The 12,981-nt window shown below is 62.4% G+C and carries 13 protein-coding genes; 7 read left to right on the top strand and 6 right to left on the bottom strand.

What is annotated here, in order from left to right; all coding sequences use genetic code 11:
* Positions 1-287: 287 nt before the first annotated feature.
* Positions 288-2,288: a HAMP domain-containing methyl-accepting chemotaxis protein gene (locus MKZ91_RS22350; protein WP_336173232.1), complete on the bottom strand. Its 2,001-nt coding sequence runs from the start codon at positions 2,286-2,288 to the stop codon at positions 288-290.
* Between the two features lie 397 nt (positions 2,289-2,685).
* Between MKZ91_RS22350 and rpmH the strand changes: the two genes are divergently transcribed.
* The 6 genes from rpmH (at position 2,686) to MKZ91_RS22320 (ending at position 7,497) form a co-directional block, all read left to right on the top strand.
* Positions 2,686-2,820 (top strand): 50S ribosomal protein L34, encoded by a 135-nt coding sequence (gene rpmH, locus MKZ91_RS22345; RefSeq protein ID WP_077962533.1) that lies wholly within the window; start codon positions 2,686-2,688, stop codon positions 2,818-2,820.
* A 20-nt stretch (positions 2,821-2,840) separates the two neighbouring features.
* Positions 2,841-3,239 carry a ribonuclease P protein component gene (gene rnpA / locus MKZ91_RS22340; RefSeq protein WP_336173231.1) on the top strand — a complete coding sequence of 133 codons (399 nt, stop codon included), beginning with the start codon at positions 2,841-2,843 and terminating at the stop codon, positions 3,237-3,239.
* Positions 3,239-5,026, top strand: a complete 1,788-nt coding sequence (gene yidC / locus MKZ91_RS22335) for a membrane protein insertase YidC (protein ID WP_336173230.1) — start codon at positions 3,239-3,241, stop codon at positions 5,024-5,026. The genes rnpA and yidC overlap by 1 nt, the downstream gene beginning before the upstream one ends.
* 153 nt (positions 5,027-5,179) lie before the next feature.
* Complete coding sequence (locus MKZ91_RS22330; protein WP_336173229.1) at positions 5,180-6,112, top strand: DMT family transporter; 933 nt, start codon at positions 5,180-5,182, stop codon at positions 6,110-6,112.
* 55 nt (positions 6,113-6,167) lie between these two features.
* Positions 6,168-6,821, top strand: coding sequence for a ribosome biogenesis GTP-binding protein YihA/YsxC (gene yihA / locus MKZ91_RS22325; RefSeq protein WP_336173228.1), 654 nt, complete (start codon positions 6,168-6,170; stop codon positions 6,819-6,821).
* 136 nt (positions 6,822-6,957) lie between these two features.
* Positions 6,958-7,497 (top strand): DUF1269 domain-containing protein, encoded by a 540-nt coding sequence (locus MKZ91_RS22320; protein ID WP_336173227.1) that lies wholly within the window; start codon positions 6,958-6,960, stop codon positions 7,495-7,497.
* A gap of 34 nt (positions 7,498-7,531) precedes the next feature.
* On the opposite strand, the gene msrB is transcribed toward MKZ91_RS22320, so the two are convergent.
* The 4 genes from msrB to MKZ91_RS22300 form a co-directional block, all read right to left on the bottom strand.
* Positions 7,532-8,023 carry a peptide-methionine (R)-S-oxide reductase MsrB gene (gene msrB, locus MKZ91_RS22315; protein ID WP_336173226.1) on the bottom strand — a complete coding sequence of 164 codons (492 nt, stop codon included), beginning with the start codon at positions 8,021-8,023 and terminating at the stop codon, positions 7,532-7,534.
* A gap of 269 nt (positions 8,024-8,292) precedes the next feature.
* A complete protein-coding gene (locus MKZ91_RS22310) occupies positions 8,293-8,850 on the bottom strand; it encodes a fasciclin domain-containing protein (protein ID WP_336173225.1) in 558 nt (185 codons plus the stop codon).
* 167 nt (positions 8,851-9,017) lie between these two features.
* Entirely contained in the window at positions 9,018-9,740 is a 723-nt protein-coding gene (locus MKZ91_RS22305) for an anti-sigma factor (protein WP_336173224.1), read from the bottom strand.
* Positions 9,737-10,276 carry a sigma-70 family RNA polymerase sigma factor gene (locus MKZ91_RS22300; RefSeq protein ID WP_336173223.1) on the bottom strand — a complete coding sequence of 180 codons (540 nt, stop codon included), beginning with the start codon at positions 10,274-10,276 and terminating at the stop codon, positions 9,737-9,739. Before MKZ91_RS22300 ends, MKZ91_RS22305 begins: the two co-directional genes overlap by 4 nt.
* 151 nt (positions 10,277-10,427) lie before the next feature.
* Here MKZ91_RS22300 and argB point away from each other — a divergent pair, with 151 nt between their 5' ends.
* Entirely contained in the window at positions 10,428-11,315 is an 888-nt protein-coding gene (argB, locus tag MKZ91_RS22295) for an acetylglutamate kinase (protein ID WP_336173222.1), read from the top strand.
* A gap of 65 nt (positions 11,316-11,380) precedes the next feature.
* On the opposite strand, the gene bchE is transcribed toward argB, so the two are convergent.
* Positions 11,381-12,910 (bottom strand): magnesium-protoporphyrin IX monomethyl ester anaerobic oxidative cyclase, encoded by a 1,530-nt coding sequence (gene bchE, locus MKZ91_RS22290; RefSeq protein WP_336173221.1) that lies wholly within the window; start codon positions 12,908-12,910, stop codon positions 11,381-11,383.
* Positions 12,911-12,981: the final 71 nt, after the last annotated feature.

Below are 12,981 nucleotides of genomic sequence, written 5' to 3'. Positions count from 1 at the left end.
TGAATTCCAATCGCAGCGGAGCCGGATAAGGTGCGGCAAAGCCGCGAACGGTTTTGCGCGCCCAGCCGTTGGCAACAGCAAGTGCCTGCATCGTCATCGCCCCCTCTCCCCGCGCATCCGCATGTGCTCGGCTGGGTCTATCTGCGAGGATTCGCAAGCGGTGTAAGTCACCCAGGGAACAGTGCTCAGACCCTCCGCAGCCGGCATGTGCGACCGGCAGAAACGGCGAACCCGCGACACCATGTCGGCGCCGCGGGCTCGGATAACGGAGAGGTCAGAATGGAAGATCAGAATTCTTCCCAATCGTCCCGGGCAACGGCTGCGGCACTGCCACCGCCGAAGGCGCGCGAGACGTTGCTGATCATGCGGCGCGCGGGTGACTCGACCGGCCGGGCGCTCTCGCGTGCCACGGCAATCGGCCGGACCGACGCATTGTCCACCTTGAAGTAGGCTATGAGGTTGGCAAGGTTGTTGGCCTCGGCGGAGAGCTTGTGGGTGGCGGCATTCGCCTCTTCGACCATCGCCGCGTTCTGCTGGGTCACCTGGTCCATCTGGTTGACGGCCGTGCTGACTTCACTGAGGCCCGTCGATTGTTCGCGCGCCGCGGTCGCGATCGAATGGATGTGGTCGTTGATCTTCAGGACCCGTTCCTCGATCTCGCCAAGCGCCGAGCCTGTCTCCTGCACCAGCCGGACACCGGTTGCCACTTCGCTGCCGGACTTCGAAATCAGCGACTTGATGTCCTTGGCGGCACTGGCCGCGCGCTGGGCGAGTTCGCGTACTTCCTGGGCAACGACCGCAAAACCCTTGCCGGCGTCACCGGCACGGGCCGCCTCGACCCCGGCATTCAGCGCCAGGAGATTGGTCTGGAAGGCGATTTCGTCGATCACGTTGGTGATCTGACCGATCTCGCTCGAGGCCTGCTCGATGCGGCCCATGGCGTCGACGGCATTGCGCACGACGGCTGCCGACTGGGCAGCGCTGTGTTTGGCCTCGTTGACCATGACGGTCGCTTCCTGCGCCCGCTCGGTCGAGCTTTTCACCGCGACGGTGATCTCGTCGAGGGCGGCCGAGGTTTCCTCGAGCGCTGCGGCCTGCTGTTCGGTGCGCTTGGAAAGATCATCGGCAGCCGCGCGAAGCTCGGACGAATTGCCGTTGATCGTGTCGGTGGTGACGCGAACCTCGCGCAGCGTCTTCTGCAGCGTCGACAGCGTCTCATTGACGTTCTTCTGCAGCTCTGCGAAGGCGCCCTGGTAGTGACCGCTCATGCTCTGGGTGAGGTCACCTGCCGCAAGGCTGGCGACAACCCGGCGGGTCTCGGCGATACCGGCATCAACACTGCCGACCAGTTCGTTCACGCTCCTTGCGAAGCGATTGAGGTCATCGTTCTCATAGTCCTTGCCGATCCGCTTGGTGAAATCGCCAGCGGCGGCCGCAGCGACGACGACACCGATGCTCGACTGGAGATCGGCGCTCTTTTCACGTAGCGCCGCTTCCTGTGCATTGAGGTCGCGCACGGCCAGGCCGTTCTGCTTGAAGACCTCGACGGCTTCAGCCATCTCGCCAATCTCATCCTTGCGGCCTGCGAAGGGCACGTCGACGGAAAGGTCGCCACCGGCCAGCTGCTTCATCTTGCCGGTCAATTCAAGGATCGGGCGGCTCAGATGGCTCGTGGCGATATAGAAGGCCGCGCCAATGCCGGCGATGAGGCCAAGGCCGGCGATGGCGAGAATGGTGATGATCACGTTGCGCTCGAACGCTGCAACCTCTTGGGTGACGACGTCGAGCGTCTTCAGGTTGATGTCGACGACGGCGTCGATCTGTTCCTGGAACGCCTTCCGGTTCGCGCGGTTGGCGTCGTTATTGCCCTGTTCGTTGGCAGCCTGCGGCGACACCTCGTTGCCGAGCCGCGCCGTTTCGACGCGGAAGGTCCTGAATTCCTTGGCCTTGGCGACCAGCGTATCGAAGGAGGCTTGTGTGTCGGCGGGGATCAGCGGGCGCCACTCGGCAAGCAGCGTGTCGATCTTGTCGAGATTCTTGTGAATGCCTTCGGCGAACGGCTTGGCCTTCTCGATGGTCGGGGCGGCGTAGATTCCGCGCGATTCCATGACCACCGCGGTCACCAGGCGATTGAGGCGTTCGGCGTTGAAGGCACGCTTCGCCACGTTCTCGTACTGATGGAATTTCTCGTTGTATTTGTTGACAGCGACCAGCGACATGCCGGTTACCGCAACCGCCAGCACGCTCATGATGCCGACGATTAGATTGATCTTACCGCGTATTTTCATCCCGACCTCCACGAGGCCGCGGACCTGTCCGTCTATCGAACCTGCCTGGACCTCACTGCACCAGGGAAACCCTAAAATAGGCATGGTTAATAAAGATCATCGCGGTGTCCCAGCATTCTGGGGAGGGCGGATTAGCGCTCCGTTTACCAATCTCGGCTAGCTCCCCCTCCTTCGCGGCAACCCTGGCTGACGCCCGCCACTGGCCAGGCGATCACTTTTGCAGCCCGGATGGATGCTGAATCGCCGCCTGCAATTGACTTTCGCGGAAATTTCCCCTTATAAGCCGCGCACGTCCGGTCAAGCCCTCCTGTCCGCAAGGCGGAGCCGCGCCCGGTAACGTAAACGCTCCTTGCTACACGCAAACCCAAGAAGGGCCGCACACCGCGGTATTAAATAAATGAAGCGTACCTACCAACCGTCCAAGCTTGTCCGCAAGCGTCGTCACGGCTTCCGCTCGCGCATGGCTACCAAGGGTGGCCAGAAGGTCCTCGCAGCCCGCCGGGCTCGTGGCCGCAAGCGTCTTTCGGCTTAAGCCGAAATTGCCCGAAACCAGTGTCCGGGCACATGACGTCAGATAAAGACAAAAAGACTGTCGGGCGGCTGAAAAGCCGTCCGCAGTTTTTGGCCGTTCGGGCAGGAGAAAGCCGTAGAGGCCCCTTGTTTCTCCTCGAAGTGCTCGACCGCAACGATCCGGAAGGCGAGGCCCGCGTCGGCTTCACCGTGACCAAGAAACACGGCAATGCCGTCGAGCGAAACCGGATGCGCCGACGCCTGAAAGAGGCGGTGCGGCTTTCCGCCGGGTTTGCAATGAAACCCGGACACGACTATGTGATTGTCGCGCGACGCGATCTCCTGAATGCCCCGTTCGACGCCTTGACCCGGGGGCTTGGCGAGCGCATCGAAAACAAGCCGAAACAGAAGCGGCCGCCGGCCGGTTCCAGGAAACTATGATGGAAAAAAACCGCAACTATTTCGTGGCGATTGGCCTGTCCGTGCTGATCCTCGTCGCCTGGCAGTTCCTTTACGTCAATCCGAAGATTGAAAAGGAACGCATCGCTGCGGAAGCGCTGCAGGCCCAACAGGCGCAGTCGCAGTCGGCAACCCCGGCACAGCAGCCGTCTGGCCAGGCCCTGCCCGGTGGCGGCGCCATTCCGGGCGCGGGTGAAAACCGCGACCAGGCGATCGCCAAATCGGCACGCGTTGCGATCGACACGCCGGCGCTTTCCGGCTCCATCAACCTGACCGGCGCCCGCTTCGACGACCTGAAGCTCAAGGAGTACCGCGAGACGGTTGATCCGCAGAGCCCGGTCATCACCCTCTTCAGCCCGGCCGAGACGACCGACGGCTACTTTGCCGAACTCGGCTATGTCGGCAGCGAGGCCACCGGTAGCGTTCCGGGTCCGCAGACCGTCTGGACGCTTTCGGGCGGCGACAAGCTGACCGCAGCAACGCCGGTAACCCTCACCTACACCAACGAGAAGGGCGTCGTCTTCACCCGTACGATCTCGGTCGACGACCACTACATGTTCCAGGTGGTCGACAGCATCAAGAACGACACTGCCGAACCGCTGGCGCTGTCGTCCTACGGTCGCGTGACGCGCTTCAACAAGCCGACGACGCCGAGCGTCTACGTGCTGCACGAAGGTTTCATCGGCGTCATCGGCGACCAGGGCCTGCAGGAAGTCGGCTATTCCAAGATCGAGGACGACAAGGCCATCGAACCGGGCAAGGCGACCGGCGGCTGGCTCGGCATCACCGACAAGTATTGGGCGACGGCAATCGTTCCGCCGCAGGCGACCCCATACGACACCCGATTCTCGCACTTTACCGACGGCCGCGGCCGTTACCAGAGCGACTACAAGAGCGATGCCATCACCATTGCACCTAGCCAGTCGTCCGAAGTGAAGAACCTCGTCTTTGCCGGCGCCAAGGAAGTCCCGGTCGTCGACAATTATGAAGTGGCCTACTCGATCCCCAACTTCGACAAGCTGATCGACTGGGGCTGGTTCTACTTCATCACCAAGCCGATGTTCAAAATGATGGACTTCTTCTTCCGTCTGTTCGGCAACTTCGGCATCGCGATCCTAATCACCACCATCGTCGTCAAGGCGATCTTCTTCCCGCTCGCCAACAAGCAGTACGCATCGATGGCGAACATGAAGAAGGTTCAGCCGAAGATGGAGGAATTGAAGAAGAAGTTCGGCGACGACCGCATGGGCCTGCAGCAGGCGATGATGCAGCTCTACAAGGACGAGAAGATCAATCCGCTGGCGGGCTGCTGGCCGATCCTGATCCAGATCCCGGTGTTCTTCGCGCTCTACAAGGTGATCTACATCACCATCGAGATGCGCCATGCGCCGTTCTTCGGCTGGATCCACGACCTGTCCGCCCCGGATCCGACGACGATCGTCAACCTCTTCGGCCTGCTTCCCTTCGAGGGCCCGGCCTTCCTGCACCTCGGCGTCTGGCCGATCATCATGGGCATCACCATGTTCGTCCAGATGCGCATGAACCCGACGCCGCCGGACCCGACCCAGGCGATGCTGTTCACCTGGATGCCGGTGGTCTTCACCTTCATGCTCGCGACCTTCCCGGCCGGCCTCGTCATCTACTGGGCCTGGAACAACACGCTTTCGGTGCTGCAGCAGTCGATCATCATGAAGCGCCAGGGCGTCAAGATCGAGCTCTTCGACAACCTGAAGAGCCTGTTTACGAAGAAGCCCAAGCCGGCGGAATGACGCCGGACAAATAATGCGACACGGAGGCCCCGAACCGCAAGGTTTGGGGCCTTTTCTTTGACGGGCCGACGTGCGACAGACTGCGGCGCGAATGCGAGTGCTGACAGGCCTTCATCCGCACTATTGTGCACCATCTCCCTGGCGAGCCGCATCATGACGCATCAACCCGCCTCTTCCGCGCCGCTTGCCGCCAGTGAAAAACTTGGCGCCCTGCTCGTCTTCGGTTCAGCCTTCTTCTGGAGTTTCGGCGGCGCGATTGCGCGTTTCCTCGAGATCCCGGACAGCTGGACGATCGTCTTCTGGCGCTGCCTGTTTGCCGGCCTTTTCCTGCTCGCCTTCATGCTGGTGCGCGACGGGCCGCGTGGCACTGTGGCCTTGTTTAGGGGCATGGGCTGGCCGGGCGTCGCCGTCGGGCTCTGCTTCACCATTGCCTCCACCTCGTTCATCATCGCCATCTCCTACACGACCATCGCCAATGTCGTGCTGCTCGGCGCCGGCGTGCCCTTGTTTGCGGCGCTGATGAGCTGGATCTTTTTCCGCGAGCGGGTCTCTCGCTTCACCTGGGGCGCAATCACCGCCGTGATCGTCGGGGTCGGCATCATGGTGTCGGAAAGCCTGACGGGCGCCGTCTCGCCTGTCGGCGACGCGCTGGCGCTCTTGATCCCCGTGGTCTTTGCGCTGGCGACCGTGATTACCCGCCGTTACCCGCATGTGCGCATGACGCCGGCAACCTGCTTTGGCTGTTTTGCCGCCGCCGCCATCGCCGCAAGCCAGTCATCAGGGCCGTCGGTCACATCCGGCGAGCTCGCTTTGCTCTTCGTCTTCGGGGCTTTCAACCTGGGGCTCGGCATGGCGCTGTTCGTCACCGGCGCCCGGCTCGTGCCTTCGGCGCTCGCTGCCTTGCTCGGCACGGCCGAAACCGTGCTTGGCCCGCTCTGGGTCGCTCTCATCCATGGCGAAGTGCCGAGCGGCCGCACGATCATCGGCGGCACCTTCATCTTCCTGGCGCTGCTTGCCTATCTCTTTAACGAGTTTCGGCGCCAGCAGGCCGGTCCCGGACGCCCCGTGCGCACGCCGACGCCTTGACATCCACGGCCAAAACCATGAAGCCATGGCTTTCTCGATGAAGGACCCTGCGCCGATGGCCGAAATCAAAACCAAAGACGACAAGCCGCTGTTCGGCCGGCCGTGGATTTTCATTCGCGGCGTGCCCGCCATGAAGTTCCTCCCCCCCGAGGGTCCGGCCGAAATCGCCTTTGCCGGCCGCTCCAATGTCGGCAAGTCGTCGCTGATCAATGCGCTAGTCGGCCACAAGGGTCTTGCCCGCACCTCGAACACGCCCGGCCGCACACAGGAGCTCAACTACTTCGTGCCGGACGGCTATTCCGGTGAGGTGGGGGACCTGCCGCCGATGGCGCTCGTCGACATGCCCGGATACGGCTATGCGCAGGCGCCGAAGGAGCAGGTCGATGCCTGGACGAAGCTCGTGTTCGATTATCTGCGCGGCCGCTCGACGCTGAAGCGCGTCTATGTGCTGATCGACAGCCGACACGGCATCAAGAAGAACGACGAAGACGTGCTCTCGCTGCTCGACAAGGCAGCGGTCTCCTACCAGCTCGTGCTCACCAAGACCGACAAGATCAAGGAAGCCGGCGTGCCGCGGCTGGTGGCCGAGACGCTCGACAAGATCAAGAAGCATCCCGCCGCGTTCCCGGAGGTACTCTCGACTTCGTCGGAAAAGGGGCTGGGGCTCGACGAGCTGCGCGCCGCGATCGAAACGGCGATCGCCCGCTAGGGTTTTGTCGGCCAGGCGGCAACCCCAAAGGACCGTCGGTCGAAAGTCTTTGATCTCTGTCACTACCCTGACATGCGATCCGCTCTATCTCTGGGTTGCGCCCGCATAGCGGCGCGGCCAGAGACAGGAGAGAAACATGTCCGATCTGATCGTTGTCGGGTTCGATGCACCCGATGAGGCCGACAAGGTCCTCGTCAAACTCGCAGGCCTGAAGAAGGAATATCTCATCGATCTCGAGGACGCGGTTGTCGTCGTCCGGGATGCCGAAGGCAAGGTTCACCTCAAGCAGAGCCTCAACCTGACGGCCGTCGGCGCGACCTCGGGCCTGCTCTCCGGCTCGCTCTGGGGCGGGCTCGTCGGGCTTCTGTTCCTCAATCCGCTGGCAGGCTTTGCGATCGGCGGCGCGCTCGGCGCCGGCGCCGGCGCGCTTTCCGGATCGCTGACCGACTACGGCATCGATGACGATTTCATCAAATCGCTCGGCAACACGATCCCCAACAATTCCTCGGCACTGTTCATCCTGGTGCGCAAGGTCCAGCCGGAGAAGGTGCTCGCCGAGCTTCCCAATGTCCGCGGTCGTGTGCTGAAGACGTCACTGTCCCCGGAACAGGAACAAAAGCTGCAGGCGGCGCTTTCGGGCACAGCCTCAGCCTCGCCGCCGGCGGGCTCGTTCTAAGCGGAAGGCGGGATCACTCCGCATCTGGAGTGGTCTAGCTCGACGCCGGCACGAAGGCGAGCGCCAGGCCGTTGATGCAATGGCGCTTGCCGGTTGGCGGCGGGCCGTCGTCGAAGATGTGCCCCAGATGACCGCCGCAGCGCCGGCAATGGCATTCGGTTCGGGTCATGCCAAAAGAACTGTCCTGCCGCGTCGCGACGGCGCGCGGCAGTGACTGCCAAAAACTTGGCCAGCCCGTGCCGCTGTCATACTTCGCCTCGGAGGAATAGAGCGGAAGCGCGCAGCCCGCGCACTGGAAGAGCCCCTTGCGTTTCTCGTTGTTGAGCGCGCTTGTAAACGGTCGCTCCGTATCCTCATGCCGCAGGATCCGATACTGGTCGTCGGTCAAAAGCGCCCGCCACTCCGCGTCAGTCTTGACGACTTCGAAGGTCTCGGTGCCGGCAGCCCGGGCCAAGGGGAGCCGTGCAACGATGGCGGCCGCCGCGAGAGCGCTGCCTGCCATCAGAAAGATGCGTCGGTTGACCATCTACCCCTCCTTGCCGCTCCAAGCCTTGACACTGACCTTAATCGCCTGACGCGACCGCAGCAAAACACTGCCAGTCAAAGCACCGTGAGCCCGTTTCGAAATGCCACCGGCCGAACTACAGCGCCGCGCGTCTTATCAGACGCGCAAAGGTCGCTGTAGCACTTTGAAGTGCTGCATGTTTTTGTCCTTTAATCGAGTACGATTAAAGGAAACATGCAGTAGCCGGTGGCAAGGTGCCGAGGCGGGTGGCGCCCCGGCTGCAGGCGCCATCAGCCCTTGGGCAGCAGCACCTTGTCGATCACATGGATGACGCCGTTCGACTGCTTGACGTCGGCGATGGTCACCGTGGCCGTGCCGCCGGTTTCGTCAGTCAGGGTGATCTTGCCGCCGTCGTCCTTGGCCTTGAGAACGCAGCCGCCGACGGTCTTGACGTCGTGTTCGCCGCCATCGTCCTTGACCATCTTGGCAATCGCTGCGGACATAGCGTCGGCGGCAACGACATGGCAGGTGAGAACCTGGGCGAGCTTCTCCTTGTTTTCTGGCTTCAAGAGCGTATCGACCGTGCCGGCAGGCAGTGCGTCGAAGGCTTCGTTGGTCGGCGCGAAAACCGTGAACGGGCCCTTGGCCTGCAAGGTCTCCACCAGTCCGGCCGCCTTGACTGCGGCGACCAGCGTCGTGTGATCCTTCGAATTGACGGCGTTCTCGACGATATTCTTCTCGGCATACATAGGCGCGCCACCGACCATCGGGTTCTCGGCATGGGCGACGCAGGCGCTCGCTGCAAGAACGGAAGCCGTTGCGACCAAGCGGATAGCAGACGTGAACATCTTTCTTTCCTTCCTGTTGAGGGAGGCGACGCTGAAGCCGCCCCGCCGAAGCTGTCGTTCCCACCGCGGGAACATGACAAGCAACGGAACGGCTGGAGAAAGAGTTTCAGCAATTTTGTCTAAACGTATCCGATTGATAAGATGGGGTATTTCGAGCGTTCTGCGTATTATGGGTTACGCGCTTTGCCGAGCGCGATGATCGGACCGGTGGCCGATCCGGTCGGCGATCCGCCCAGCGGCTCGACGCTGACGGCAAGGACCGAGCCGCTCGAAATCCTCGAGCGGAAGGCCGATGGAACGGCAAGCTCGCCTTCGCCAGACTGCGGCAACACGCCAAGCGAAATCGCCGGATTGCTGCCGTTGATCAGCCAGAGTTCGAGGGATTTCTGTTCCGCCTGCCTTGCCGCGACCGGCGTCACCTTCAGTCGCCCGGACTGATGGTCGTAGTGGGCGACCAGATCGATGGCGCTGCCTTTCCCGGTCAGTTCGGCGACGAGCGACGTGCTCGCCGACGGCGCTGTGAACAGGCCGGCCATCGAGGCGCCCATCACCGCAACTGCGGCGAGCGACGCCAGTGCCAGCCCGCGCCAGACAGCGAGTGAATTCCAGAGCCCGCGGCGGGGCTGAACCGGTGCCACCTGCGATGCCTCGAAAAGCCGCCGTTCGATGGCAGAGAAGGTCTTCGGCGGCGGGACAACCGGCTCATAGCCGTCGTCGAAGGAGGAGAGGTTGCTCTGCCAGCGGTCCACCATGGCAGCAAAATTTCGATCGGAGGCGAGCCGGGCCTCGACCTTGCGCCGGTCGGCGACCGACAGAACGCCGAGCACATACTCGCCCGCGATCACTTCGTCGCGGCGACGATCGCCTCCCTCTGGGCTTGGTGCTGTCATCGCTCCATACACTCTCGTAACTTCATGAGGCTCCGCCTCAACCAAGTCCGCATGGTGTTCAACGGCACTGCGTAAATGTCGGCCAGCTCCTGGTAACTCAAGCCCTCGACATAGGCACGCCGCACCGCCTCCGCACGGTCCCTTTCAAGCTCCTCCATACAGGCATCGATCCGCCTGCCTTCCGCGCTCACGACCGCCGATTTTTCCGGATCGGCAGCAGGATCAGCCAAATCGTAGGCTTCGTCAATCACGTTGGCGGAGGGTTTGCGCGCCCGCACGAGATCAATCGCCTGATTGCGCGCAATTGCCGCCAGCCAGGACGTCGCAGCCGCCTGTCCTTGCGAAAATCGGCCGGCGCGCTGCCAGATCTTGACGTAGATTTCCTGCAGCGCTTCTTCCGCCTCGCTCCGATTTCCAAGGATACGCAAGCAGATGCCGAAAAGTTTCGGGCTGGTCTGCCGGTAAAGCTCGGCAAAGGCGTCGCGATCGCCGAGCGAAACGCGGCCGATAAGCCCGGCTATATCCTCATCGACCATCAAGACGCGTCCCGAAGCTCACCTGCAGACGAACATAGAGCGCAAATCGCCATGCACCAGTCATGTCATTCCGGCTTTATGTTGCTCGCCGATCATTCCATCGGTCCGGAACTTGCGCTAAACAGCAGCCGGTATTTTTCGAGGGTCCGCCATGTCCGCCAATGAAAGTGAAATCCAGGCACGCCTGCTCACCCAGGCCCTGCCCTACATGCAGCGCTACGAGAACAAGACGATCGTCGTCAAATATGGCGGCCACGCCATGGGCAATGCCGAACTCGGCCGCGCCTTTGCAAGCGACATCGCGCTTTTGAAGCAGTCGGGCGTCAACCCGATCGTCGTGCACGGCGGCGGCCCGCAGATCGGCGCGATGCTGACGAAGATGGGCATCGAATCGAAGTTCGAAGGCGGCTTGCGCGTCACCGACGAAAAGACGGTCGAGATCGTCGAGATGGTGCTTGCCGGCTCGATCAACAAGGAGATCGTCGCGCTCATCAACCAGACGGGCGAATGGGCGATCGGCCTTTGCGGCAAGGACGGCAACATGGTCTTCGCCGAAAAGGCGCGCAAGACCATCAAGGACCCGGACAGCAACATCGAGCGCGTGCTCGATCTCGGCTTCGTCGGCGAAGTGGTCGAAGTCGACCGCACGCTGATCGACCTGCTCGCCCGCTCCGAAATGATCCCGGTCATCGCGCCGGTGGCACCGGGCCGCGACGGCCACACCTACAACATCAACGCCGACACCTTCGCCGGCGCGATCGCCGGTGCGCTGAACGCCACGCGCCTCCTGTTCCTGACCGACGTGGCCGGCGTGCTCGACAAGGAAGGCAAGCTGATCAAGGAGCTTTCGGTTGCGCAGGCACGCGCGCTGATCGCCGACGGCACGATTTCCGGCGGCATGATCCCGAAGGTCGAGACCTGCATCGACGCCATCAAGGCAGGCGTCCAGGGCGTCGTCATCCTCAACGGCAAGACGCCTCATTCGGTGTTGCTCGAAATCTTCACCGAGCGCGGCGCCGGCACGCTGATCGTGCCCTGATCAAGCCGATCGGCAAAATGGCATGACGAGGATCCGGAAGTCGTCCCGCACGGCTTCCGGATTTTTTATGCGGCCGCGCTGTCTGCCGGACGGCGCCGGCGCGGCGGCAGCATCGATTCTTCCTCGGCCTCCTGCGGCGCTCCCCAGAACACCTGAAGCGTCGGCCCGGAGTCGAAATGGCGTCGGCGGAAGACGAATTCGTAGAGTTCGTGAAACCAGACCCTGCGCCCCATGCGAGTGTACCACTGCATCGAATGGCGCTGCTGCGGGTCACGGTGCAGGAGAACGCGCGCAAGGGCCTTCGGCCGCGCCTGGATCGCAACCTCGATCAACTTGACGCTCAGGAAGAGCACGGCTGGATGAAGATGCTTCATCTTCAGTACCTGATGCTTGTAGTCCCATTTGCGGATGTCCGGCTCGATGACGGTGCGATCCCTGGCCAGGCCGAAGAATGGGGTCCACCGGTGGAGCGTGACGTAGAGCGCCTGGATCTGGTCCGGATCATAGGACAAGAGCTGCCTGAAACCGCGCCAAAGATCGCCCAGGCGTTCCTCCTCGAAACCGACCACCCAGGTGGCCATCGAGAGAATATCGTGCTGGCGCAGGAGCGCGATTGCCTGCCGGTCGCTCGTGGTAGTCCCGCCCTTCTTGATCAGCTTCAGCGTAGCGTCGTCAGTGTTTTCCATCCCGAGCAGCCAACGCACGACACCGGCCTTACGATAGAGGTGCAATATGTCGGCATCGCGCACGATATCGTCCGCCCGCGTCGAGCCGACGATCTGCACCGACACGTTCTCGGCGATCATGGCGTTCAAGAAGGCGAGCCAGGCCCTGCGCGACGAGGTCGGGTTTTCGTCGGCGAGGTTGATCAGTTCCACGCCCTCTTCGCGGTGAAGGCGGGCGATCTCCTTAGCGAACGCGACCGGATCCCGGTGCCGCCATCGCGTCCAGAAGCCACGCTGGCCGCAATAGTTACACAAATGCGGACACCCCCTCGAAAACTGCAGCACAACAGCGCGCTTTCCGCCCCAATAGCTGTAGTGCCGATGCTCGATCAGCTCCCAGCCGATGCGGTAGGCATCGAGATTGGCGATCGCCTCGGCCGGACGGGTGGCGAGAGCGCTGCCGTCATCATCGCGATAGGCGATGCCCGGAACCTCGCTCAAGGGTTCTAAGGATGACAGGGCGCGCACGAGCCGCCGCACCGTCTCCTCGCCCTCTCCCCTGACGATGTAATCGAAGGCGCCGCTCTCGCTCAGAACCTCGCGCCAATGATAGGTCGGGAACACACCGCCATAGATCACCCGCACGGACGGTGCGGCCATTCTGACATCGCTGGCAATTCGCCTGGCCGTCGGGTGGGCCGACGTCGATCCCGAATGACCGATCAGCAGAAGATCCGGGCAGTCGTTGAGCACGCGTGCGACAATCTCCTCGAAGCCCAAAGGGCCGAATTCGCAATCGATGAGCCGCACGGCGTGGCCATCATCAAGGAGCGGCCCGCCAACGGCGAGCAGGCCGAGTGGCGGGAGATGGTCATCGGGAATACGGCTGCCGATGGCCGTATGCGGGGGATTGAGCAGAACAATCTTCATACGGTGCCTCTCGGGTCGCAACGAACTGCCAGAGACACGATAAAGCTGAAGATTGCGGAAATAACAGCTCC

Source organism: Ensifer sp. MJa1 (genome assembly GCF_037026475.1).
Lineage (GTDB): Bacteria > Pseudomonadota > Alphaproteobacteria > Rhizobiales > Rhizobiaceae > Ensifer.
The sequence above is the reverse complement of the archived record's forward strand: the minus strand, read 5'-3'. Positions and strand labels throughout refer to the sequence as shown.

Excerpts from the sequence above, each read along its gene's own strand:
- MKZ91_RS22350 (WP_336173232.1), bottom strand. The coding sequence starts at position 2,288 with ATGAAAATACGCGGTAAGATCAATCTAATCGTCGGCATCATGAGCGTG.
- rpmH (WP_077962533.1), top strand. The coding sequence starts at position 2,686 with ATGAAGCGTACCTACCAACCGTCCAAGCTTGTCCGCAAGCGTCGTCAC.
- yidC (WP_336173230.1), top strand. The coding sequence starts at position 3,239 with ATGGAAAAAAACCGCAACTATTTCGTGGCGATTGGCCTGTCCGTGCTG.
- MKZ91_RS22330 (WP_336173229.1), top strand. The coding sequence starts at position 5,180 with ATGACGCATCAACCCGCCTCTTCCGCGCCGCTTGCCGCCAGTGAAAAA.
- yihA (WP_336173228.1), top strand. The coding sequence starts at position 6,168 with ATGGCCGAAATCAAAACCAAAGACGACAAGCCGCTGTTCGGCCGGCCG.
- MKZ91_RS22320 (WP_336173227.1), top strand. The coding sequence starts at position 6,958 with ATGTCCGATCTGATCGTTGTCGGGTTCGATGCACCCGATGAGGCCGAC.
- msrB (WP_336173226.1), bottom strand. The coding sequence starts at position 8,023 with ATGGTCAACCGACGCATCTTTCTGATGGCAGGCAGCGCTCTCGCGGCG.
- MKZ91_RS22310 (WP_336173225.1), bottom strand. The coding sequence starts at position 8,850 with ATGTTCACGTCTGCTATCCGCTTGGTCGCAACGGCTTCCGTTCTTGCA.
- MKZ91_RS22305 (WP_336173224.1), bottom strand. The coding sequence starts at position 9,740 with ATGACAGCACCAAGCCCAGAGGGAGGCGATCGTCGCCGCGACGAAGTG.
- MKZ91_RS22300 (WP_336173223.1), bottom strand. The coding sequence starts at position 10,276 with ATGGTCGATGAGGATATAGCCGGGCTTATCGGCCGCGTTTCGCTCGGC.
- argB (WP_336173222.1), top strand. The coding sequence starts at position 10,428 with ATGTCCGCCAATGAAAGTGAAATCCAGGCACGCCTGCTCACCCAGGCC.
- bchE (WP_336173221.1), bottom strand. The coding sequence starts at position 12,910 with ATGAAGATTGTTCTGCTCAATCCCCCGCATACGGCCATCGGCAGCCGT.